The organism is Mycolicibacterium austroafricanum (assembly GCF_902705885.1).
GTDB classification, from domain to species: domain Bacteria; phylum Actinomycetota; class Actinomycetes; order Mycobacteriales; family Mycobacteriaceae; genus Mycobacterium; species Mycobacterium vanbaalenii_A.
The window spans coordinates 44,257-66,362 of sequence record NZ_CACSIP010000014.1 but is presented as its reverse complement, the minus strand read 5'-3'; the positions used below and the strand labels follow the sequence as shown (position 1 = coordinate 66,362).

20 protein-coding genes are annotated in these 22,106 nt (G+C 68.4%); 9 read left to right on the top strand and 11 right to left on the bottom strand.

The genetic code is table 11. The features are described from left to right. Nucleotides 1–46 precede the first annotated feature (46 nt). Together BEMPMBAN_RS11475 and BEMPMBAN_RS11470 are read left to right on the top strand one after the other, a co-directional pair. Nucleotides 47–1,507, top strand: a complete 1,461-nt coding sequence (locus BEMPMBAN_RS11475; RefSeq protein ID WP_159230507.1) for a CCA tRNA nucleotidyltransferase — start codon at nt 47–49, stop codon at nt 1,505–1,507. Nucleotides 1,508–1,512: 5 nt separating this feature from the next. Continuing rightward, nucleotides 1,513–1,995 carry a pullulanase gene (locus BEMPMBAN_RS11470; RefSeq protein ID WP_159230550.1) on the top strand — a complete coding sequence of 161 codons (483 nt, stop codon included), beginning with the start codon at nt 1,513–1,515 and terminating at the stop codon, nt 1,993–1,995. 75 nt (nt 1,996–2,070) lie between these two features. Here BEMPMBAN_RS11470 and BEMPMBAN_RS11465 read toward each other — a convergent pair whose 3' ends face one another. Then, nucleotides 2,071–2,844: a TIGR03084 family metal-binding protein gene (locus BEMPMBAN_RS11465; RefSeq protein WP_159230506.1), complete on the bottom strand. Its 774-nt coding sequence runs from the start codon at nt 2,842–2,844 to the stop codon at nt 2,071–2,073. A 61-nt stretch (nt 2,845–2,905) separates the two neighbouring features. Continuing rightward, nucleotides 2,906–4,174 (bottom strand): MFS transporter, encoded by a 1,269-nt coding sequence (locus BEMPMBAN_RS11460; protein WP_159230505.1) that lies wholly within the window; start codon nt 4,172–4,174, stop codon nt 2,906–2,908. A gap of 145 nt (nt 4,175–4,319) precedes the next feature. Here BEMPMBAN_RS11460 and BEMPMBAN_RS11455 point away from each other — a divergent pair, with 145 nt between their 5' ends. Further along, complete coding sequence (locus tag BEMPMBAN_RS11455; RefSeq protein WP_159230504.1) at nt 4,320–4,934, top strand: YqgE/AlgH family protein; 615 nt, start codon at nt 4,320–4,322, stop codon at nt 4,932–4,934. Here BEMPMBAN_RS11455 and BEMPMBAN_RS11450 read toward each other — a convergent pair. Then, nucleotides 4,921–5,298: a hypothetical protein gene (locus BEMPMBAN_RS11450; protein WP_159230503.1), complete on the bottom strand. Its 378-nt coding sequence runs from the start codon at nt 5,296–5,298 to the stop codon at nt 4,921–4,923. The genes BEMPMBAN_RS11455 and BEMPMBAN_RS11450 overlap by 14 nt on opposite strands. 69 nt (nt 5,299–5,367) lie before the next feature. Next, nucleotides 5,368–6,318 carry an LpqN/LpqT family lipoprotein gene (locus BEMPMBAN_RS11445; protein ID WP_159230502.1) on the bottom strand — a complete coding sequence of 317 codons (951 nt, stop codon included), beginning with the start codon at nt 6,316–6,318 and terminating at the stop codon, nt 5,368–5,370. A gap of 197 nt (nt 6,319–6,515) precedes the next feature. On the opposite strand from BEMPMBAN_RS11445, the gene leuS reads away from it, so the two are divergent. Together leuS and BEMPMBAN_RS11435 are read left to right on the top strand one after the other, a co-directional pair. After that, entirely contained in the window at nt 6,516–9,416 is a 2,901-nt protein-coding gene (gene leuS, locus BEMPMBAN_RS11440; protein WP_200845946.1) for a leucine--tRNA ligase, read from the top strand. A gap of 98 nt (nt 9,417–9,514) precedes the next feature. Next, entirely contained in the window at nt 9,515–10,372 is an 858-nt protein-coding gene (locus tag BEMPMBAN_RS11435; RefSeq protein WP_159230501.1) for a DUF559 domain-containing protein, read from the top strand. A 37-nt stretch (nt 10,373–10,409) separates the two neighbouring features. Here the strand turns inward: BEMPMBAN_RS11435 and BEMPMBAN_RS11430 are convergent, their stop codons facing one another. Then, a complete protein-coding gene (locus tag BEMPMBAN_RS11430; RefSeq protein WP_159230500.1) occupies nt 10,410–11,075 on the bottom strand; it encodes an SDR family oxidoreductase in 666 nt (221 codons plus the stop codon). 54 nt (nt 11,076–11,129) lie between these two features. Here BEMPMBAN_RS11430 and ggh point away from each other — a divergent pair, with 54 nt between their 5' ends. Beyond that, nucleotides 11,130–12,470, top strand: a complete 1,341-nt coding sequence (gene ggh, locus BEMPMBAN_RS11425; protein ID WP_159230499.1) for a glucosylglycerate hydrolase — start codon at nt 11,130–11,132, stop codon at nt 12,468–12,470. A 3-nt stretch (nt 12,471–12,473) separates the two neighbouring features. Here the strand turns inward: ggh and BEMPMBAN_RS11420 are convergent, their stop codons facing one another. The 4 genes from BEMPMBAN_RS11420 to BEMPMBAN_RS11405 all read right to left on the bottom strand — a co-directional run bounded on the left by BEMPMBAN_RS11420 (nt 12,474) and on the right by BEMPMBAN_RS11405 (nt 16,663). Beyond that, on the bottom strand, nt 12,474–12,911 hold the full coding sequence (locus BEMPMBAN_RS11420) for a MarR family winged helix-turn-helix transcriptional regulator (protein ID WP_159230498.1): 438 nt from the start codon (nt 12,909–12,911) through the stop codon (nt 12,474–12,476). A gap of 101 nt (nt 12,912–13,012) precedes the next feature. Next, nucleotides 13,013–13,678 (bottom strand): GntR family transcriptional regulator, encoded by a 666-nt coding sequence (locus tag BEMPMBAN_RS11415; protein ID WP_159230497.1) that lies wholly within the window; start codon nt 13,676–13,678, stop codon nt 13,013–13,015. Nucleotides 13,679–13,730: 52 nt separating this feature from the next. Next, complete coding sequence (locus tag BEMPMBAN_RS11410; RefSeq protein WP_159230496.1) at nt 13,731–14,540, bottom strand: LLM class F420-dependent oxidoreductase; 810 nt, start codon at nt 14,538–14,540, stop codon at nt 13,731–13,733. A 53-nt stretch (nt 14,541–14,593) separates the two neighbouring features. Beyond that, complete coding sequence (locus BEMPMBAN_RS11405) at nt 14,594–16,663, bottom strand: PhoX family protein (RefSeq protein ID WP_159230495.1); 2,070 nt, start codon at nt 16,661–16,663, stop codon at nt 14,594–14,596. Nucleotides 16,664–16,888: 225 nt separating this feature from the next. Between BEMPMBAN_RS11405 and BEMPMBAN_RS11400 the strand changes: the two genes are divergently transcribed. Next, nucleotides 16,889–18,796, top strand: a complete 1,908-nt coding sequence (locus BEMPMBAN_RS11400) for a cadherin-like domain-containing protein (RefSeq protein WP_234897415.1) — start codon at nt 16,889–16,891, stop codon at nt 18,794–18,796. A 5-nt stretch (nt 18,797–18,801) separates the two neighbouring features. Here BEMPMBAN_RS11400 and BEMPMBAN_RS11395 read toward each other — a convergent pair whose 3' ends face one another. Continuing rightward, entirely contained in the window at nt 18,802–19,698 is an 897-nt protein-coding gene (locus tag BEMPMBAN_RS11395) for an Rv0045c family esterase (RefSeq protein ID WP_159230494.1), read from the bottom strand. Nucleotides 19,699–19,760: 62 nt separating this feature from the next. Between BEMPMBAN_RS11395 and BEMPMBAN_RS11390 the strand changes: the two genes are divergently transcribed. Beyond that, nucleotides 19,761–20,987 carry an enhanced intracellular survival protein Eis gene (locus BEMPMBAN_RS11390; RefSeq protein WP_272952235.1) on the top strand — a complete coding sequence of 409 codons (1,227 nt, stop codon included), beginning with the start codon at nt 19,761–19,763 and terminating at the stop codon, nt 20,985–20,987. Nucleotides 20,988–21,072: 85 nt separating this feature from the next. On the opposite strand, the gene BEMPMBAN_RS11385 is transcribed toward BEMPMBAN_RS11390, so the two are convergent. Continuing rightward, entirely contained in the window at nt 21,073–21,438 is a 366-nt protein-coding gene (locus tag BEMPMBAN_RS11385) for a hypothetical protein (protein WP_159230493.1), read from the bottom strand. A gap of 65 nt (nt 21,439–21,503) precedes the next feature. Here BEMPMBAN_RS11385 and BEMPMBAN_RS11380 point away from each other — a divergent pair, with 65 nt between their 5' ends. Further along, complete coding sequence (locus tag BEMPMBAN_RS11380; protein WP_159230492.1) at nt 21,504–22,028, top strand: helix-turn-helix domain-containing protein; 525 nt, start codon at nt 21,504–21,506, stop codon at nt 22,026–22,028. Nucleotides 22,029–22,106 lie beyond the last annotated feature (78 nt).

Genomic DNA, 22,106 nt, shown 5'->3' with positions numbered 1-22,106 from the left:
CACTCGCCGGTCGGTGACACGGCTGTGACCAGTAGGGTCTTCGGACGTGCCTGACCCCACCTCCGAGGAAGACGCAGCCGAACTGCTGGCCGCTGCTCAGGTGTCGCTGAACCGGCACGGCGAGGTGCTGCGCGCGCTCGGCCGGCTGTTCGCCGACAACGGACACGAGCTGTATCTGGTCGGCGGCAGCGTCCGCGACGCGCTGCTCGGCCGGCTCGGCACCGATCTGGATCTGACCACCGACGCACGCCCCGAGCAGATGCAGCGGTTCCTGCGCGGCTGGGCAGACGCGCTGTGGGATACCGGCATCGAGTTCGGCACGATCGGCGTCGGCAAGGGTGCCGACCGGCTGGAACTGACCACCTTCCGGGCCGACTCCTACGACCAGGTCTCCCGTAACCCCGAGGTGCGCTTCGGGGACAGCCTCGACGAGGACCTGGTGCGCCGCGACTTCACGGTCAACGCGATGGCGGTGCGGATCACCCCGGCGGGGCCGGCGGAGTTCCTCGACCCGCTCGGCGGCCTGGCTGCGCTGCGCGCCGGGGTGCTCGACACCCCGTCGGCGCCGGAGGTGTCGTTCGGCGACGATCCGCTGCGCATGCTGCGTGCGGCCAGGTTCGTCTCCCAGCTCGGCTTCACAGTGGCGGCCCGCGTGCGCCGCGCACTCGAGGAGATGGCGCCGGCGCTGGGGCGGATCACCGCGGAACGGGTGGCCCACGAGTTGGACAAGCTGCTGCTGGGCGCCGACCCGGTCGCCGGGGTGGACCTGATGGTGCAGACCGGGCTGGGTGAGGTGGTGCTGCCCGAGGTGGGGGCGATGCGGATGGCGATCGACGAGCACCACCAGCACAAGGACGTCTACCAGCATTCGCTGACGGTGCTGCGCCAGGCGATCGATCTGGAGGGTCCCGACGGGCCGGACCTGGTGTTGCGCTGGGCGGCGTTGCTGCACGACATCGGCAAGCCCGCGACGCGCAGGCATGAGCCCGACGGCGGGGTGAGCTTCCATCACCACGAGGTGGTCGGGGCGAAAATGACGCGCAAGCGGATGCGGGCGCTGAAGTACTCCAAACAGATGGTCGACGACGTCTCACAGCTGGTCTACCTACACCTGCGGTTCCACGGCTACGGCGATGGCCGGTGGACCGATTCGGCGGTGCGCCGCTACGTCACCGACGCCGGCCCCCTGTTGACGCGGCTGCACAAGCTGGTCCGCGCCGACTGCACCACCCGCAACAAGCGCCGAGCGGCACGGTTGCAGGCCAACTACGACGACCTCGAGCACCGCATCGACGAGATCGCCGCCAAGGAGGATCTCGCCCGGGTCCGCCCGGACCTCGACGGCAACGAGATCATGCGGATCCTCAACATTCCGGCGGGCCCGCTGGTGGGGCGGGCATGGAGCCATCTCAAGGAGCTCAGGCTCGACCGTGGGCCCCTCAGCCATGACGAGGCCGTCGCGGAACTGCGCGAGTGGTGGAACGAGAACGGCCCGCCGCGCGTCTGATCAACATGGAGTACTGCCTGGGGGAACCGGATGGTTCGGCCACCATGTGGACGGTCGACGGTGGCCCGCAGGTCCACGGTGTGGACGTCGACGGTGACGGGCTCACCGACGACACGCTGTTCGACCTCGACGGTGACGCGGTGGCCGATCATGTGCTGCTCGACGGTGACGACGACGGGCTGCCGGAGGGGTTCTTCACCGACGACGGCACCGGGACCTGGGCGGTCAGCGCCGATCGTGGTGGCGGATTGCGCTGGTTCGGGCTCGACGGCACCGAACATCCGGGTGCGGGTCCGGTGGTGCCGGTCGATCTCGACGGTGACGGGTCGCCGGGGGAGCAGCTGGTTGACTCCGACGGCGACGGCCTGGCGGACCGGGCGTTGGGCGCCGGCACGGCATGGGTGGACACCGACGGCGACGGTCGCTGGGATGTCCGGCTCGCGGACAGCGACGGCGACGGCCTGGCAGACAGCGCCGCCACCCTCTAGCGCGAGCGCGCGTGTCGGTACGCCGCCGCGCCGCATCGGACGTACAAAACGTCGCAGTCGCCGTTGGGAAGAGGGCTAGCGGCCAGGTCCCGGCGGTCCGGCGAACGCCTGCGCGATGGTGAGCCAGTGCTCGGCGTCGGCGCCCACCGCGACGATGTCCAGCGCCGATCGGGCCCGGCGCTGGGTGACGAGCATGCAGAAGTGTTCGGCCGAGCCGCTGACCCGCTGCGCGGCGTCCTCCGGCCCCCAGGTCCACACCGACCCGTCGGGCGCGTTCAGTTTCACGTGGAACGGTTCAGCCGGCGGGGTGAGTCCGTGCACCGCGTACGCATAATCGCGGGTTCGAACCCCGATGTGGGCGATCGAGCGCAGCCGGGCGGTCGGGCGGCGGGTCACGCCCAGTGCGTCGGCGACATCGAGGCCGTGGGCCCACGTCTCCATCAACCGGGCGGTGGCCATCGAGGCCGCGCTCATCGGCGGCCCGAACCAGGGCAGCTTGCGGCCCTCGGCCACGGTCAACAGAGCGTCGTGCAGCGCGGCGCGGGTGGACCGCCACTCGTCCAGGAGCCGCTCGGGAGGCAGCGTCGCGAGCTGCTCGGCGCCGGCGTCGACGAAGCCGGTGGGGTTCTCGGCCGCCTGCTCGAGCACCTTCCCGAAGCCGGGCTCGTCGGTGACCGCGGTCAACGCGACCCGATCGGTCCACAGCAGGTGCGCGATCTGATGGGCGATGGTCCACCCGGGCGCGGGAGTGTCGGTACCCCACCGCGCCGGCTCCAGGTCGCCGACCAACGTGTCCAGGTCGTCGCTCTCAGCGCGCAGATCGTCGACCACGGGGGCTGCACCGGCCATGCCGACCAGCCTATCGGCGCCGTCGTCACGCGAACGCTCACTGGTCGTCTGATCTTCGCGCTCATCGCCTGCCGACCGTGGCATGCACGGTCAGGCCCACGAGGTAGATGCCGGTGCCGGCGACCGCGAGCCCGGGGGCGTGACCGTCCGGCGGGATGACCGCGGCCGCGGCGGCAAGTGCGGTGATGAACGCCATCCAGAACAGTGCGTCCTGAACCGTGAAGACATGTCCCCGCATCGCGTCGTCGACGTCGACCTGCATCGCGGCGTCGGCGCACAGCTTGACCAGCTGGCCGGCGGCCCCCAGGAAGAACCCGCAGACGACCATCACCGGCAGCGCCAGCGTCGCGCCGAACAGCTGGACCACGGCGGCGAACGTCAGCGCCGCATTGGGGGCTGTATAGCGGCCCCACCTCTTGACCACCGCGGGCGTCATGACGGTGGCCAGGAACGACCCCGAGCCGGTGGCCGCGACGAACAGCACCGCAGTGCCCAGCCCGGCGACCGCCGCGGTGTCGCTGTGGCGCACCATGACCAACACCAGCAGTGTGTTGATGCCGAACACCATCCGGTGCGCCGACAGCCCCGCGAGGGTGGCCGCGACGGTGGGCACCGCGAGCACAGTGTGTGCGCCGTGCGCCCACCCGGTGGCGACGGCGTAGGCGACGGACCCGTGCACGGCGCGCGCCGTGTCATCGGGTCCGAGCGAGCGCGGCGGGAACCGCACCGACAGCCACAGGGCCAGCGCCACCGGCACCGTGACGCTCAAAATGATTGTGGCGGCACCGGAGTCGTCGGCACCGAACAGCCAGCGCGCCAGCAGCATCGCGTTGGCACCGAAGAACGCAGCCGCGGCCCCGGTGGCCGCGGCGACCGCGTTCATCGACACCACCCGCTCGCGGGGCACCACGTGCGGCAGGGCGGCGGACAGGCCGGAGGAGACGAACCGGGTGAATCCGTTGACAATCAACGCGCCCAACAGGATTGGCAGGTCGGCAACGCCGGCGGCCAGCAACGCGGCGACGCCCACCACCAGCACCAACCGTCCGCTGTTGGCGCCGATCAGCACCCGCCGCCGGTCCCAGCGGTCCAGCAGCGCGCCGGCGAACGGCCCGAGCACCGAGTAGGGCAGGAAGAGCACCGCGAAGGCCGCGGCGATCGCCCACGGATCCGCGGCCCGCTGGGGGTTGAACAGGATCGCACCGGCCAGGCCGGCCTGGAAGAGGCCGTCACCGAACTGGCTGACCGCACGCAGTTCCAGCAGCCGCCAGAACTCGGGAAGGGCCCGCACGGTGCGCCACAACGCAACGGGTGCACGGGCGTCGGCCACGGGGTTCACGTCCTGGGGTGAGTGGGAGCGCCGGTCACATGCGGCGTCCGTGGTGGATCTTTTAGGGACCGGCCCACAGTACAAATATGGGGGCGGGCGGCGCTTGTTCGCCACCATCGCCCAGCGGTGGTGTCATGATGGTCGGGTGGCTCACCCAGAGGATCCGGAGGACTTCAGAGAGGGAGTCGCGCCCGCGGCCCACCGGGTGCGTGCCGGCACACTGCTACTGGCCAACACCGACCTGCTGGAGCCCACGTTCCGGCGCAGCGTCATCTACGTCGTCGAGCACAACGACGGCGGCACGCTGGGGGTGGTGTTGAACCGGCCCAGCGAGACGGCGGTGTTCAACGTTCTGCCGCAGTGGGCCAAGCTGTCGACCAAGCCGAAGACGATGTTCATCGGCGGCCCGGTCAAGCGCGACGCGGCGCTGTGCCTGGCGACGTTGCGTGTCGGGGTGGACCCCGGCGAGATGCCGGGGCTGCGGCACGTGCAGGGCCGCATCGCGATGGTCGACCTCGACGCCGAACCGGACACGATCGCACCGATGGTCGAGGGAGTGCGGATCTTCGCCGGTTACTCCGGGTGGACGATCGGGCAGCTCGAAGGCGAGATCGAACGCGACGACTGGATCGTGCTGTCCGCGTTGCCCGCCGACGTGCTGGTCGAGCCTCGCGTCGATCTGTGGTCCAAGGTGTTGCGGCGCCAGCCGATGCCGTTGTCCCTGCTGGCCACGCACCCGATCGACATCAGCCGGAACTAGCGCTCCCGCAGGACAGCGTGCACGTCGCACAGGCGCCGCCGCCGCAGCTCGACGCGTCCGCGGCCGCCAGGGTGCGCTGCTCCTTGCGCACCACGGCCTTGGCGCTCTGCCAGCACCCGGCTGCCACCGTGCCCACGGCGCCGATGACACACACGATGAGCACGACCGTCGTCACCGGCGGCGCTGCCGCCAGCGCGACGACCGCGCCGGCGGCGAGCATGACGGCGGCCGCCAACTGGACCGGCGCCACGGCGCGCAGCACCTGCCGGACGTAGTCGGCCGACGGCGGGCGGGTCAGCGACCACACGCCCTGTGCGGCGGTCACGACGGCCGCAACCAGACACAGGACCGCGGCCACCAACATGGGCCACAGAATACGTCCTGCGGATTGGGGCGCCCCCCGGGCGCCAGGCTTCGCCCGGGGGACGTCGTCTTATCCCTGCAGTCCCAGAGGCTGCGGTGGCGAGGCCACCAGCGGGACTGCGGGAGCTGGGGGTGCCGGCTGACCGGGTGCGGCGCCCGCCGGGGCGGCCTCCGGTGCTGGCGGCGGCGGTGCTGCGGTGGGCGCGCTGACCTTGAACCCGGTGACGATGGCGTCGGTGGCGTCGGCGGCCGGCAGCACCTGATCGACGCTGGTGGTCACCGCCAGCGACACGAGGTAGTGGTCGGGCCCCGACGGGGCGATCACATGGCGCCGCGACGTGTTCAGCGTCAGGGAGCTGTCCCGGTACGTGCCTTCGATCAGCGACGACGGCATGCCGCCGAAGTCGGCGAACGACGCGTCGGTGGACCGCCAGGCCGGTAGCTGCTGGCTGTCGACGAAGCCGTGGCTGATGGCCTCTACCGGATCGAACTGCCCGATCAACTTGTAGACGACCACCTGCGCGTTGGACGAGTACAGACCGTTGCCGCCGACCCGGTCGGCGATCACCGCGAACGCGTCGGGCACGTTGGGGTCGGGGATGGTCGCCCAGCCGCGTGGCATCGGTAGCACGATGTTCAGCGCACGGAAGTCCTGGCTGGACTGGGGTTCCATGGTGATGCCCTTGGCGGCGAAGTACTCGGTGAGCGTTCCGGAGGTGGCCGGGGTGATCGTCACCGTCGGCGGTGCGGGCGCGGCCGGCACGGCAGCCGTGACGCCGGCGGGGACCGCGGCGGGGCCGGTGGCGGTCGTCACACCGGGCTGGCCGACGGCTTGTGGCGTGGCGTTGGGTGCCACCGTGACGGTCTGCGTCACGGTCGCCGGGGCGGGCTGCGGCGGCGGCGGGACGATCGGCTGGGCCGACGCCGTGGTTCCCGCAACGCCCAGCACACCGATCGCACCGGCTGCGGTAGCAGCGATGCCGCCTGCCAGAACCCGCCAGTGGCGGGCGATTTCGCTCATCGACTGAATTCCTCCGAGTCCTCTCCCCAACCGCCCGGGAACATCGCTCCCGCGTCAGGCGACGAATGTATCCACGGCGGACGCGTGGTTGCCAGGCCCGGGATCGACCTGGAACCAACCCCTGACGCATCCGCAACGGAACCGAGACCAAGCCGAGGCCGGGAAATCCGAGATCGGGCGGCTTATACCCTGGTGGCGTGACCGAAACGCCGACTGGAACGCAGTCCTCGCGCGAGCGCTCGTCCGGACAGCCCGCCGCTGCCGCTGACATCCCGCAACACCGCTACACCGCGGAGGTGGCAGGCCAGATCGAGCAGGCGTGGCAGCAGCGTTGGGTGCAGTCGGGGACCTTCGACGTGGCCAATCCCGTCGGCTCGTTGGCGCCCCCAGACGGCGCCCCGGTGCCCGCCGACAAGATGTTCGTCCAGGACATGTTCCCGTACCCGTCCGGGGAGGGCCTGCACGTCGGCCACCCGCTGGGCTACATCGCGACCGATGTGTACGCCCGCTTCTACCGGATGACGGGGCGTAATGTGCTGCACGCCTTGGGCTTCGACGCTTTCGGGCTACCCGCCGAGCAGTACGCGATCCAGACCGGCACGCATCCGCGCACCCGGACCGAGGCCAACATCGTCAACTTCCGGCGCCAGCTCGGCAGGCTGGGCCTCGGCCACGACTCCCGGCGCAGCTTCTCCACCACCGACGTGGACTACTACAAGTGGACCCAGTGGATCTTCCTGCAGATCTACAACGCGTGGTTCGACCCGGCTGCGGGTAGAGCCCGCCCCATCGCCGACCTGATCGCCGAGTTCGACGCCGGCACCAGATCCGTCGGTGACGGACGCAGCTGGTCAGACCTGGACAGTGGCGAGCGCGCCGATGTGGTCGACGGACACCGGTTGGTCTATCTGGCCGACTCGGTGGTGAACTGGTGCCCGGGTCTGGGCACGGTGCTGGCCAACGAGGAAGTCACCTCGGACGGTCGCAGCGAGCGCGGCAATTTCCCGGTGTTCCGGAAACGCTTGCGGCAGTGGATGATGCGAATCACCACCTACTCCGATCGGCTGCTCGAAGACCTGGACGTGCTGGACTGGCCGGAGAAGGTCAAGACCATGCAGCGCAACTGGATCGGCCGTTCGACCGGCGCGACTGTGTTCTTCGCCGCAGGTTCGGGACCGAACGCGAGTGATATCGAGGTGTTCACCACCCGACCGGACACGCTGTTCGGCGCGACGTACATGGTGCTGGCTCCGGAACACGAGCTGGTGGACCGGCTGGTCGCCGAGGCGTGGCCGTCGGAGGTGGACCCGCGGTGGACCTTCGGCGCGGCGACACCGGCCGAGGCGGTCGCGGCCTACCGCAGCGCGATCAGGGCCAAATCCGACCTGGAGCGCCAGGAGAACAAGGCAAAGACAGGGGTGTTCCTGGGCGCGTACGCCACCAATCCCGCGGACGGGCAACAGATCCCGGTGTTCATCGCCGACTACGTGCTGGCCGGCTACGGCACCGGTGCGATCATGGCGGTGCCCGGCGGTGATCAGCGGGACTGGGACTTCGCCACCGAGTTCGGTCTGCCGATCATCGAAGTCGTTGCGGGAGGTGATGTTTCGCACGAAGCCTACACCGGTGACGGCGTCATGGTGAACTCCGGTTTCCTCGACGGGATGGACGTGGCCGCCGCCAAGGATGCGATGACCGAGCGGCTGACCGCCGACGGGCGCGGCCGGGAGCGGGTCGAATACAAGTTGCGTGACTGGCTTTTCGCCAGACAGCGGTACTGGGGGGAACCGTTCCCGGTGGTCTACGACGCCGACGGCCGCGCTCACGCGCTGCCGGAGTCACTGCTGCCTGTGGAGCTGCCCGACGTCCCCGACTACTCGCCGGTGTTGTTCGACCCCGAGGACGCCGACAGTGAGCCGTCACCGCCGCTGGCGAAGGCCACCGACTGGGTGAACGTCGAACTCGACCTCGGCGACGGCTGCAAGCCCTACACCCGGGACACCAACGTGATGCCGCAGTGGGCGGGCAGCTCCTGGTATGAGCTGCGGTACACCGACCCGTACAACAAAGAAGAGTTGTGCGCCAAGGAGAACGAGGCGTACTGGATGGGGCCCCGACCGGCCGAGCACGGCCCCCGTGACCCCGGTGGTGTCGACCTGTATGTCGGCGGTGTCGAGCATGCCGTGCTGCATCTGCTCTATTCGCGGTTCTGGCACAAGGTGCTCTACGACCTGGGCCACGTCAGCTCCCGCGAGCCCTACCGGCGACTGGTGAACCAGGGCTACATCCAGGCGTTCGCCTACACCGACGCCCGCGGTGCCTACGTGCCGGCCGCCGAGGTCGTCGAGCGTGACGGCAAGTTCTACTGGCCGGGCGCGGACGGTGAGATCGAGGTCAACCAGGAGTTCGGGAAGATCGGCAAGAGCCTGAAGAACTCGGTGTCCCCCGACGAGATCTGTGACAACTACGGTGCCGACACGTTGCGCGTCTACGAGATGTCGATGGGGCCGCTGGAAGCGTCGCGGCCGTGGGCCACCAAGGATGTCGTCGGCGCGCACCGGTTCCTGCAACGGGTATGGCGGCTGGTCGTCGACGAAGAAACCGGGGCAACGCTCACCACCGACGATGAGCTGGACGACGAGACGGTGCGGCTGCTGCATCGAACCATCGCCGGCGCGGCCGAGGACTACGCAGCGCTGCGCAACAACACGGCGGCGGCCAAGCTGATCGAATACACCAACCATCTGACGAAGCAGTCGGTGACGGCGCGGGCGGCGCTGGAGCCGCTGGTGCTGATGGTGGCCCCGCTGGCGCCGCACCTGGCCGAGGAACTGTGGTCGCGCCTCGGCCATGACGCGTCGCTGGCCCACGGACCGTTCCCGGTGGCCGACGAGCAGTACCTGGTCCAGGACACCGTCGAGTACCCGGTTCAGGTCAACGGCAAGGTGCGGGGACGCGTCACCGTCGCGGCCGACGCCGATGGTGACACGGTGCAGGCCGCGGCCCTGGCGGACGAGAAGGTCGTCGGGTTCCTCGATGGGCGTACGCCGAAGAAGGTGATCGTCGTCCCGGGCCGGCTGGTCAACGTCGTCCTCTGACCCGCGATTTCGGCGCATGTCGTCACGCTCCGGTTGACCAACTGCGCCCGGATCGGCCGTGATGGAACCGATCAGCGCAGTAGCGCGTCAGCACATGTGTGTTGAACGAGTATCTGCGTCGTCATGACGGGGTCATCACGCTTGCGCAGGCCCGCTCGGTGGGACTGAGCCGGCAGTCGATCAACCGGCGCGTTCATGCAGGGTTGTGGCGGCAGTGCTCAAGGGGCGTGTATTTCGTCGACGACCGGCCGTTCACCGATGCCGCCCGCATCCGCGCCGCGGTCTGGGCGTTCGGCGCTCACGCGACGGCAAGTGGCCTGGCCGCGGCGTGGTGGCAGGGCCTGGCGAGGTTCGCCCCGGCCGTCGTCGAAGTGACTGTTCCTCGCAACTCGAGCGGTCGCGCGCGGTCCGGGGCGCGGGTGCGTCGCCGCGATCTGGCACCGGCGGACATCGAGGCGGTTCGGGGCCTGCGTGTCACGGCCCTGCCACTCACTGCGATCGAGGCCGCGGTGCGCGGGCGAGGCGGGCGTAGCGTCATGGACAGGGCGTTGCAGCAGGATGCCGAACTGCGCCAACTATGGGCCGCTCAGCTGCGGAACAAGGGTCGATACGGCGCGCCGGCGGCCAGGAGGTTGCTGCAGGAAGCGTCCGACGGCGCGCATTCGGCGGCTGAGCGACTCCTTGTGACGCTGTTGAAGGGCGCTGGGCTGACCGGGTGGCGGACGAATCGGCGGGTCGGCCGATACAAGGCCGACGTGCTGTTCGTAAAGGCAAAGGTCGTGATCGAAGTGGACGGGTGGGCGTTCCACGTCGACCAGGAAAGCTTCCAGACCGACCGCCGGCGGCAGAACGACATCGCGCTCCTCGGTTTTCAGGTGCTGCGGTTCACCTGGCTCGATCTGGCCGAGTATCCAGAGAGGGTGCTGGCGACCATCCGCGCGGCGATTCGGGCGTGATCGGTCACGCCGGCGTTGACGAAACACGCCGAAATCACTAGCGGGGCCTGACGATGACCTCGTGGATGTGGGCATCACGGGGGGCGTTGATCGCGTCGGCGGTCACCCGCGCCACGGTCCCGGCGCTCAGGAACTGCGTGGGGTCGTAGTCGCGGCCCTCGTACGCCACCAGGTCCTCCTGCATCGCGGTCGCGATCCGCCCGGGATGCACCGACGTCACGCGCAGCGACGGTTCATCGTTGCGCAGCGAGTCGGCGAACCCCCGCAGCGCGAACTTGCTCGCCGAATACGACGCCAGGCCGGGCGACGGCTTGATCCCGGAGCCGGAGTTGATGAACACGACATGCCCGGCCGCGCTGCGCAGCGCCGGCAGCAGTTCGAGGGTGAGCGCAACCGCGCCAACGACATTGACGGCCATCGTGGAACGCCACTCGTCGATCGAGGACTCCGCCACCCGACCCGGGTAGGCGACGCCGGCATTGTGGATCAGCACGTCGAGTTCCACCAGGGGTTCGACGACCGCGGCGATGGCGTCCGGATCGGCCAGGTCGATCGGCCAGGTGGTGGCTCCGTAACGCCCGGCGACGGCGTCCAGCCGCGGCGACGGACGGCCCGCCAGCAGCAGGGTGTGCGTCGGGGCCAGGGCATCGGCGAGAGCGGATCCGAGGCCTCCGGAGGCTCCGGTGATCATGGCGGTCGGCACACCCGAACACTACCGATCCTGCACTTCGGACGCGAAGGTCGCATTATTGAAGCGATGCCCCACGATCCGAGCTTCGCCCCGACGCAACTGGCGGCCCGCGCTGCGTACCTGCTGCGCGGTAACGACCTCGGTGCGATGACCACCGCTGCACCGTTGCTCTACCCGCACATGTGGAGCTGGGACGCGGCCTTCGTGTCGATCGGGTTGGCCCCGCTGTCGGTGGAACGGGCGGTGGTCGAACTGGACACACTGCTCTCGGCACAGTGGCGCAACGGCATGATCCCGCACATCGTGTTCGCCAACGGTGTGGACGGTTACTTCCCGGGCCCGGCCCGGTGGGCGTGCTCGGCGCTGTCGACGGACGCGCCGCGGACCCGCCACACGTCGGGCATCACGCAACCGCCGGTGCATGCCATCGCGGTGCAACGCATCCTCGACCACGCCCGCACCCGCGGCCGGTCGACCCGCGCGGTCGCCGAGTCGTTTCTGGACCGGCGCTGGGATGATCTGGTGCGGTGGCATCGCTGGCTGGCCGAGTGCCGGGACCAGAACGGCAACGGCCGGGTCACGGTGTACCACGGCTGGGAGTCCGGGATGGACAACTCGCCGCGGTGGGACAGCGCCTACGCCAACGTGGCCCCCGGCGAGGTCCCCGAGTACCAGCGCGAGGACAACAAGATCAACACCGACGCCAGCCAGCGGCCCAGCGACGTGGAGTACGACCGGTACCTGTGGCTCGTCGAGGAAATGAAGGCAGCGCGCTACGACGACGAGTTGCTTTCCAAGGCAGTGAGCTTCGCGGTGGAGGACGTGTTCGTCTCGGCGATCCTGTCGGTCGCCTGCCAGGTGCTCGCCGAGATCGGCGAGGACCACAAGCGGCCGCACAGCGATGTGAAGGACCTCTACGCGTGGGCCGATCGGTTCCGCGCCGGTGTCATCGCGACCACCGACGAACGCACCGGTGCGGCAAAGGATTACGACGTCCGCGCGGGACAGTGGATCGCCACCGAGACAGTCGCGCAGTTCGCGCCGCTGCTGTGCGGGGGCCTGCCGCATGACCGCGAGCGGGCGCTGCTGCGGTTGCTGGAGGGGCCACGGTTCTGCGGACACCCCGACCTCGCCTACGCGTTGATCCCGTCGACGTCGCCGGTGTCGCGCGACTTCCGGCCGCGTGAGTATTGGCGCGGGCCGGTATGGCCGGTGATGACCTGGCTGTTCTCCTGGTGCTTCGCCAGGAGGGGCTGGGCGGAGCGCTCGTCGATCCTGCGCCGTGAGGGCCTCCGCCAGGCCAGTGACGGGACCTTCGCCGAATACTACGAGCCGTTCACCGGGGAACCGCTGGGCAGCATGCAACAGTCCTGGACCGCGGCCGCGGTGCTGGACTGGTTGGGCTGAACGCTATTCGGCGATCCGCTCCAGCGGGGCGAGCGCCTTGGCCAGCGCGTCGAGCTCCTCTTCGCTGAGCTTGCTGAGCAGGGCCGCGAGATGAGCTTGCCTGGAGGCCAACGAATCCCGGTGCTGCGCCAACCCCTCCGGGGTGATGTCCACCAGAACTGCCCGCAGATCGGATGGATCACGCGAGCGCTTGACCAGCCCCAGCTTCTCGAGCCTGCGGATCGCCACCGTGGTGGTGGGGGTGCGGACCCGCTCGTGGGCAGCCAGGTCGGTCATCCGGATCGGGCCCTGGTCCAGCAACGTCAGCAGGATGGACAGCTGCGCCAGCGTGAGGTCGCCGGAGGTCGAGGTTCGGCCGGTGTGACGGAGAACGGACAGCACCTTCGAGAGCACGCGCTGCAGTTCGCCTGCAAGCTCGCTGACCTGCGGTTCGGTCCCCATAATTCAGCCAGTCTAACCTGTCTGAGGCTGTCAAGTTGCGTGGACGACAGTTATGGCGGCAGAAACTTGCCGGCAACCCTCGGCGCAGTCGCGCCGAGCGGTCAATCCGATCGTGAGGGACACAATACGCCGCGGCGAACCAACTCCGAGAGCAGGATCCCGGCCATCACCTCCGAGCGCTGCATGCACGCCGCCCGCGCCGATTCCGGCTCGGCGGCGCGGATCGCGGCGAGTTCGGCTTCGTAGGACGGCAGCAGCGCGTCGTGGTGTTCGAGATAGCCGGCCCAGAAGGTGGGAGGGATCAACGTCTGCGACGAGTCGATCGCCGCCTGCAGCCGCGGTCCCGCGTACTCGGCGTTGACGACCGCGCGGAACCGACGCGCCTGCGCGTCGAACTGCCGGGAGTCCTTGCCGTTGCGCATCAGCGTGAGCACACTGTCGAGTTCGGCGACGATCAGGGGGTCCGTCGCCGCGGCCGCCCGTGCCGACGCAGTCCCGCTCAGCAGTCCGTAGAGCTCGTGGTGCTCGCGGACCGTGGATTCGTCGAACCGTTCGACGAACGCACCACGGTGATAGCGGGTCGACAGGATCCCGTCGTGCTCGAGCTGGATCACCGCTTCCTGCACCGGCACCCGGCTCAGTCCGAGTTCATGCGCGATCTCGTTGCGGTCCAACCGATCTCCAGACCGCAGCTTCCCGGTCAGGACGAGATTGACCACGTGAGAGACCACGAGGTCCTTCTCTTTGACCCCATACTTCTTGGGCATGGCGGCGCCAGTGTCTCACGGCCGCTGCCTCCGGCGGAGCGGTTCGGAAGGTTCAGCCGGCGTCGGCGAGACGCTCGTCCCGCCAGCGGCACAGCGCGTGTGCCACGGTCAGGTCGTAGTCGGGTCCGTTGACCCCGACCGTCAGCAGCGTGACGCCGAGGTCGACGAGCGACCCGGCACCGGCGAGCGCGGCGTCCACGCTGCCCTCCGGCACGCCCGAGGACCGTTCGATCGTCCCGGGGTCGCGGCCGATGTCGGCGCAGTGACGGTCGAGGACCTCGGCTTTGCCCGGGTAGGTGGACGCATCGGTGAAGCCGTGCCAGATGTGGGCGTGCTCGGCGACCATTCGCAGCGTCTTCTTCTCACCCTGGCCGCCGATCAGGATCGGGATGTCGCGCACCGGCTGCGGGTTGAGCTTGGCCAGCCGGGACTCGATGCGCGGCAGCGCTGAGGCGAGGTCGTCGAGGCGGCTGCCGGCGGTGCCGAACTCATACCCGTATTCGTCGTAATCCTTCTGCTTCCAACCGGATCCGATACCGAGGATGAGCCTGCCGTCGGAGATGTGGTCGACGGTGCGGGCCATGTCGGCCAGCAGTTGTGGGTTGCGGTAGGAGTTGCAGGTGACCAGCGCGCCGATCTCGATGCGTGATGTCTGCTCGGCCCAGGCGCCCAGCATCGTCCAGCATTCGTAGTGTGCGCCGTCCGGGTCGCCGTACAGCGGGAAGAAGTGGTCCCAGTTGAACGCGATGTCCACTCCCATGTCCTCGCAGCGGCGCACCGCGTCGCGCAGGTGGCTGTACACAGGTGCGTGCTGAGGTTGCAGTTGAACGCCGATCCGGATGCGGCGGGTAGAGGTCGTCATGGTGTCAAGGTAGCCACAAACCTCACTGCAGCTGTTCGTCTTCGCGCAAGCGCTCAGACGCCAATCTGACCGTCGTTCTTCCACACCGCGACCACGGCCGGCCGCGCCGTGCCGTTGCCACCTTCGGGCCACCGCGAGACCGGGTTGTCGATGCTGCTGTCGTCGTTTTCACCCGGATGCTGCACGCAGACCGTCACCAGGTCATCGGTGATGATCGGCCCGCACGTCTCCGCACCGATCGGCACCGTCAGGAATTGCTTGGTCTCTCCACGGTTCGCGCCTTCGAGCGCGACGGCGAAGAGTCCGTCGTTGGAGTCCAGGGCGTTCCCGTCGGTGGAGATCCACAGGTTGCCGTGGCTGTCGAAGGCCAGGTTGTCGGGGCAGGAGATGGGGCTGACCTGCGTCTTGTCGAAGCCGCCGTAGTAGGTGTCCGCGGACTCGGGGTCACCGCAGACCAGCAGCAGATCCCACCTGAAGCTGGTGCCCGCATTGTCGTCGGTGATCTCGAGGACCTGTCCGCTTTTGTTGTCGTTGCGCGGGTTGGCGGCATCGGCCGGCGCCTCGCCGGATGTGCCACGCTTGCTGTTGTTGGTGAGCGCGAGGTAGACCTTGCCGGTCGTCGGGTTGGCTTCGAAGTCCTCGGGGCGGTCCATCTTCGTCGCACCGGCTTTGTCGGCGGCGAAACGCGTGAAGACCGCTGCCTCCTGCGGAGTGATCCCGTCGACCAACGATTCGGCCTGGCCGTCGGGGTCGCTGCGCAACAGCGGAATCCAGGTTCCGGTGCCGGTGAACGATCCGGACGCCGGCAGCTTGCCCGAGCCGTCGATCTCGCTTGCAGGGATGTCGCTCGAGAGTTTGGCCACGTACAGGGTGCCCTCGTCGAGGATCGTCATGTTGTGTGCCATCGCAGCGGGGTCGCGCCCCGGCTGCATCTTCTTGCTCGACACGAACTTGTACATGTAGTCGAAGCGCTCATCGTCGCCCATGTAGGCGACCACGGTGCCGTCGTCGGTGACGAAGATCCCTGCACCCTCGTGCTTGAAGCGGCCCATCGCGGAGTGCTTGACCGGCGTCGACGCGGGATCCCAGGGGTTGATCTCGACGACGTAGCCGAACCGGTTGGGTTCGTTGGGTGTCGCGGCGAGGTCGAAGCGGGGATCGAAGCTCTCCCAGAGGCGTTCGCTTGGCTCCCAGGCGATGCCGTAGCGATCCATCTGGTCAGCGACAGTGGGGGGCGCTTCCGGCGTCCCGTCGGGAACCCCGAAGTACTGGTTGAAGTTCTCCTCGCCGGAAAGCACCGTGCCCCAGGGGGTCACGCCACCCGCGCAGTTGTTCAGGGTGCCTGCCACCGAGCGGCCCGCCGGGTCGGCCGCGGTCTTGACGAAGTCGCTGCCGGCGGCGGGACCGACCAGGGTGAACGGCGCGTCGCCGGTGATTCTCCGGTTGTAGCGCCCCATCACCGGCTTGAGACCCTCCGCGGTGCGCTCGACCTCGACCACGCTGAGCCCGTGTGCTGCCATCGCGATGTCGAACTGTTCGCGGGTGGGGGCGTCGGGGTCGTATCCGGGGAACATGAACTGCTCGGTGGTGTACTCGTGGCTGACCACCAGTAGGAAGCGGTCCTGCGCTCCGTCAATAGGCAGCAGGGCCGCGAAGTCGTTGTTGAAGCCGAACTGCTGCCGTTGCGCGGCCGCCGTCTGCGCCGCGACGTCGAACTCCGGTGCGTCGGGCAGCACCGGATCTCCCCACCCGATCACCACGGACTGCTCGTAGCCGTCGGGAACCAGCACCGCGTCCTCGCTGTTGGGGGCGACCGATGTGAAGTTCATGCCTGCCGGAGGTTCTGCGGGTGCGGCTGACGATGTCGACGTGGCGGCCGGTTGGGTGTCCGACGAACAGGCGGCCAGTACCGATCCCGCGCCGACGGCCAGCACGGCGACACCACCGACCTGCAGCATCGACCGCCTCGACACCGCCTTGGCGATGTCGCCGAAGTACTCGTTGTCGCTGCGGTTGGGCGCCGGCTTCGAGCAGGCGTCACCGCACTTGTACACGCAGGTGATGTGCTGTCGCTTGGACTTTCCGTTGTGGCTGACGAACAGGTTGAGCGGCACAAGCGCCATGACGATCCGGTTCCTTCCACGGGCGATTCCGGCCGGGGGCTGTCGGCCAGGACCAGCGGAAAGTTACGGCAGCTCGGCGAGCACAAGGCGACCAACAGGTGAACATGATCTGACCCGTCAAATTGGTCCTGCGGCGTCTCAGCAAATTTGCTCGGCGAGCCACCGGGCCCCGGTACCCTGCTGGAACCGTGGGGATTTACGAGGGGGTTAATAGTGGCTGCATTGGTGGGGAAGACTGCTCAGCGCGGACGTCGGGCTGAGGGGTTCGCGGTCAGACGCTGGCTGCAGGTCGGCGTGGCCTCGGCGGGTATGGGCGCGGCGCTGTGGGGCCTGTCGGTGGTCGGCCCACAAGTCGGGCTTGCGGGCGCCGAAAGCACCGAGTCCGCCTCCTCGAGTGAGTCCAGTTCGGATGCCGGAGTGTCCTCGGGGACAGAGAAGCGGTCGGCCGCGGGCGGGGACGGGTCAGCGAGTGGCGGCACCGCCGCCCGCGACGCCGACTCCGAGGACACCGGCGCAGCGGAAGGCGCCGCCGCGGAGGAAGGCGCCGCGGAGGACGCCGCCGCGGAGGACGCCGCCGCTGATGACGCCGCCGCTGATGACGCCGCCCGGGAGGCGGTGACCGACGACGCCGACGCCGATCCCGACGAGATCGAATCTGCCACCCGCGCAGATGAATCCGCAGACGACGCCGGCGATCCCGAGGTCGACCGGAAGGACGCTGTCAGTGACAGCACCCGCCCGCTGCAGACGGTTCAGTCGACGGAGCTCACGGGTTCGACCGCGTCGATGACCACGACGGCGGCCGAACCGGTTCCGGCGCCCCCGTGGCTGGCGCCGCGGCGCACCTGGGACGAGACCGTCGCCAAGATCATGAGCGACTGGACCGCCAGGAACCAGGCGTGGATCGACTCACTGGACGTCGACGACGACAGGAAGGCCGAACTGGAAGCGTCGTTCCTTGCTCTCCGGCGTGCGTTCTTCAATCAGGCGCCCACAGTCGCACCCATCCAGATCAGCGGCCGACTCACCGGCCCCATCACCGGCACGGTGGGTGCGGTCGACGCCGAGGGCGACGAGATCCGCTACCGACTGACCAGAGCGCCCAGGACGGGTTCGCTCGTGCTGAACCAGGATGGCACCTACACCTACACACCGGATTCGGACTTCAACGGCGTCGACACCTTTCGGGTCGTCGCCATCGACGCGGGCCTGCACATCAACCTGCTTGATCTGTTCCGGCCGATCGGGACGCGCGCGAACTCGCTGATCAACCAGCGCGCCATCAATTTCGACTTCACGTTCACCGACGACGGAACGGGCTGGACGCCAGAGCGCCAGCTGGCCCTTCAAGAGGTGGCCGATCAGATGACGCAGTATTTCCTCGTCACGGCTCCGGTGACGCTGACCTACACCGTCGGCTTGGACGACCGGGACAACGTTCTCGCCAGCGCGGCAAGCGGGTTGGTCAGCACAGCAGCGGGCTACTGGCGGACGGTGGTGCAGAACAAGCTGTTGACAGGCGTCGATTCCAACGGCGCGAAAGCCGACGGCGAAATCGACTGGAACTGGGCGAGTACGGCCTGGGGCCTCGGTGAGGACGTCGGAAGCGACGAGTATGACTTCGTCTCGACCGCCATCCACGAACTCCTGCATTCGTTCGGGTTCCTGTCTTACACGGATGCGCCCGGTGAGAACACCGAACGCAGATGGGCGTACTTCGACAGGTTCCTCGTGACCGAGAAGGGCACCAGGCCGATCGGCGCCTTCTACCGGTGGAGGAGCTCCGACGACCCCAAGTTGATCGGGGACGACGGTGGGCTGTTCTTCGGGGGCGCCAACGCCATCGCCGCCTATGGCGGCCTCATTCCGCTGTTCACGCCCGATCCCTGGTCGGGGGGCAGCTCGATGAGTCACCTCGATGACTTCACCTTCACCGACGACGACCAGAAGCTGATGAACTCGGCGACTGATACCGGTCTGGGTGTCCGGGTGTTGAGTGCGATCGAGCTCGGCATCCTCAAGGATCTCGGCTACAACGTCGTCATGCCGCAATCGCCGCCTTATGCGGCCGCTTTCGTCGGTCTCCTGTTCATCGGGCTGCGGCCGCGAAAGACACCATCCGCCAGGCGCTGAGACGCTCAGCCGGCGAGCACAGCACGCAGCAACTTCACCAGCGCGCGCGGCTGGTCACTCTGCACCGAATGCCCCGAGTCCTCGACGATGTGCACGCCTTGGAAACCGGGTGCGATGCGGGCGAACTCGCGCGCGTCGTCGTCGTTGACGAAGAACGAGTTGGCGCCGCGGATCAGCGTGGTGGGAGTGCTGAGATTCGGGACGTCGTCCCACAGGCCCTCGAAGCCCTCGCCTTTGCGGATCGTGTCGTAACGCCAGGTCCAGGTGCCGTCGTCGAGACGCTTGGCGTTGTGGAAAACGCCGCGCCGCAAGGATTCCCGATCACGGTGCGGTGCGGCGGCAACTGTCACCTCGAGCATCGCGTCGAAGGTCGGGAACGTACGGTCGCCCTGGACCAGGGCCACGGTGCCCTTCTGGGCGTCGGTCATCTCGCTGTGCCGCTCCGGCGCCGACGGGGTGACGTCGACGAGGACGAGCTTGCGTACCAGCTCGGGTGCGGAGACGGCCAGCCGCAGCGCGGTCAGCCCGCCCAGCGACATGCCCACGACGAGCTCGGCGTCTGGTGCCAACTCCCGGATCACCGGTTCGACGGCGACCGCGTTGAGGTGGGGTCCGTAGTCGCCGTCCTCACGCCAGGCCGAGCGGCCGTGCCCCGGGAGGTCCACCGACAACGCGGGCAGGCCGAGGCCGATGATGACGGTGTCCCAGGTGTGGGCGTTCTGGCCGCCACCATGCAGGAACACCACGCGCGGGGTATCGTCGCCGAACTTCAGCGCGCTCACCGGGCCGGAGTCGACCCGCGTCGCGCTCGGCAGCGGACCGGTGACCTCGGCCTGGCGGGCGTTCTCCTTGAGAAAGATGAACTCTGAGAGGCTGGCCAGCTCGTCGTCGGCATCGTCCATGGTGCGACCCTACCGGGGATACTCAGGTGCAATTTGCGCACCTCTGTGCCACCGTCTGGATCGTGGCTGACACCTCGCACACCTCACAGACCCCGACAGAATTGACCGTCCGTAGCGCAGGGGAGGCGGACTGGCCGGCGATGGCGCTGGTCGGCGCAACGTGTTTCGGCGTATGGCAACCACCGGAGGCCGTCGACGTGTGGCGCAGCATGATGCCGCCGGACAGCGCCGTCGTCGTATGCGACGGTCCTGACGTCGTCGGGATGGCGCTGTTCCTGGACCTGCAGGTGACGGTGCCGGGCGGGGCACTGCTGCCGATGGCCGGGGTCTCCTGGGTGGCGGTGCTGCCTACTCATCGCAGGCGCGGGGCACTGCGAAAGATGTTCGAGGAGTTGCATGTCCGCATGGCGGCGAAGCCGTATCCGCTGGCCGGGCTGGAGGCCAGCGAGGCCGGCATCTACGGCCGGTTCGGCTACGGGCCGGCGACGGTGCTGCACCGGCGGTCCATCGACCGGCGCGCCGCCGTTTTCCACCGGGACGTGCCTGACCCCGGCGGTGTGCGCGTCGTCCGCGCAGCAGAGCACGGTGACCATCTCGAGGAGATCTACGAGCGGTGGCGGCTGCAGACCCCCGGCGGTCTACACAGCCCGCGTGCCCTGTGGGATGAGGTGCTGGCCGACCGCGAGGCCTTTCGGGGCGGTGGCAGCGCGTACTTCTGTCTGCTGCACGCCGACGGCTTCGCCCTGTACCGCGTGCACAGCGGCGAGGAGAAGAGCACCGTGGAGATCACCAAGCTCACCGCGGTGACCCCGCAGGCGCACATCGCGCTGTGGCGTGCCCTTCTCGGGATGGACCTGATGGCGACGGTCAACGTCGGGGCCACTCACGGCGACGTGCTGCCGTACCTGCTGACCGATCACCGACTGGTGCGCACCACGGGTGTCGACGACGCTCTGTGGTTGCGGATGCTCGACATCCCCGCGGTGCTGCAGGCACGCAGTTATTCAGCAGACCTGTCGGTGGTGCTCGACGTGTCCGATGGGGTGCTCGGCGGGGGCGGCAGGTTCGCGCTGGATGTCAGCGGCGGCCGGGCCCGATGTGTGCCCACCGACGCCGCCGCCGACGCGCATCTGGATCTGTCGGTGCTCGGCAGCCTGTACCTGGGTGCGCACCGGGCTGCGGCGTTCGCGAGAGCGGAACGGTTGCGCTGTCGCGACTCCGCTGTGGTGGCTGCGCTGGATGCGGCATTCGCCACCGACGTCCCGGCTGAGCTCGGCTTCGGCTTCTAGGTCTTCGCCGGAACGGTATTCCAGCAGGAGAATCTCGAAAGATGCTGTGCTGGAATACAGTTCCGGCTGAAAGTGACCGCGTGTCCTAAAGGCCCGATTGCGTGGTACGGATCTCCTCGGCTACCGATGCCGTGTCGGCGACGCTGACGACCAATGCGTCGTAGCGCTCACCGGTCAGCTCGATCCGGAGTGCGGGTTGCCGCGTCCGAGCGACGGCGAAGGTTCGCCGGCCCGCGCGGCGCCATGTGCCGATCTTGGTGCGGCCGGGAATGTGCAGTCCCGGTGCGCGAAAACCCTTCACGTCATCCAATGGGCGGTCGGTGACGCCCACCGACGTCACCGACGTCACCGACGCCAACGGCACCCGAAGGTCTCCGTGTAGCGCAGCGACCTTCTCCAGTGGTGTCAGGACGACGTGCAGGTAGCCGTCGGCGCGGCGAATCTCGGCCATCAGAACCCGATCCCTTCCTAATGTTATCGATATTGATAATGATAGCAGAGGGGCATACTTGTCTGATGTCGTCGGCTGACCTGCTGTTGCACCCGGTCCGAATCCGGATTGTCCAGGCCCTGCTTGATGGCAGTGAGCTCACGACGGGAGAGCTCACCGCTCGCCTCGGTGATATTCCGGTCGCGACCCTGTATCGACACGTCGCAAAGCTCTCGGCCGGCGGGGTGCTGACGGTGACCGGCGAGACGCGGATCCGCGGGGCCGTCGAACGGCGATACGCGCTCGACTTTCCCAATGCTGTCGTCACGCCGGAGGCGCTTCGCGCCATGTCGGTAGAGGAGCACCGGCAGGCATTCACAGTTTTTGTGGCGACCCTGCTGGCCGATTTCGACCGCTACCTCGACGGACCCGAGGTCGACGTGCTGAGCGACGGTGTCAGCTACAGCCAAGTGGCGTTGTGGCTGAGCGACGACGAACTCGACGACCTCCGACGGGAGATCACCGAGTCGCTCACTGCCCGGATGGCGAACACGCGCTCGCCGCGGCGAACCCGCCGGATGCTGACCACGATCCTGATGCCGGATCTTTGAGTGTCAGAACCCAAACCAGGGTTCCCGATTGTCGCCGGAACTGTATTCCAGCCTGAGAATCTCGAAAGATGCTGTGCT

What these genes read in the sequence shown, in the direction of transcription:
- BEMPMBAN_RS11405 (WP_159230495.1), bottom strand. Translation starts at nt 16,663, where the DNA reads ATGGCGCTTGTGCCGCTCAACCTGTTCGTCAGCCACAACGGAAAGTCC.
- BEMPMBAN_RS11410 (WP_159230496.1), bottom strand. Translation starts at nt 14,540, where the DNA reads ATGACGACCTCTACCCGCCGCATCCGGATCGGCGTTCAACTGCAACCT.
- BEMPMBAN_RS11420 (WP_159230498.1), bottom strand. Translation starts at nt 12,911, where the DNA reads ATGGGGACCGAACCGCAGGTCAGCGAGCTTGCAGGCGAACTGCAGCGC.
- BEMPMBAN_RS11395 (WP_159230494.1), bottom strand. Translation starts at nt 19,698, where the DNA reads ATGGACGATGCCGACGACGAGCTGGCCAGCCTCTCAGAGTTCATCTTT.
- BEMPMBAN_RS11465 (WP_159230506.1), bottom strand. Translation starts at nt 2,844, where the DNA reads ATGGCCGGTGCAGCCCCCGTGGTCGACGATCTGCGCGCTGAGAGCGAC.
- BEMPMBAN_RS11450 (WP_159230503.1), bottom strand. Translation starts at nt 5,298, where the DNA reads ATGTTGGTGGCCGCGGTCCTGTGTCTGGTTGCGGCCGTCGTGACCGCC.
- BEMPMBAN_RS11385 (WP_159230493.1), bottom strand. Translation starts at nt 21,438, where the DNA reads ATGGCCGAGATTCGCCGCGCCGACGGCTACCTGCACGTCGTCCTGACA.
- BEMPMBAN_RS11380 (WP_159230492.1), top strand. Translation starts at nt 21,504, where the DNA reads ATGTCGTCGGCTGACCTGCTGTTGCACCCGGTCCGAATCCGGATTGTC.
- BEMPMBAN_RS11445 (WP_159230502.1), bottom strand. Translation starts at nt 6,318, where the DNA reads ATGAGCGAAATCGCCCGCCACTGGCGGGTTCTGGCAGGCGGCATCGCT.
- BEMPMBAN_RS11415 (WP_159230497.1), bottom strand. Translation starts at nt 13,678, where the DNA reads ATGCCCAAGAAGTATGGGGTCAAAGAGAAGGACCTCGTGGTCTCTCAC.
- ggh (WP_159230499.1), top strand. Translation starts at nt 11,130, where the DNA reads ATGCCCCACGATCCGAGCTTCGCCCCGACGCAACTGGCGGCCCGCGCT.
- BEMPMBAN_RS11470 (WP_159230550.1), top strand. Translation starts at nt 1,513, where the DNA reads ATGGAGTACTGCCTGGGGGAACCGGATGGTTCGGCCACCATGTGGACG.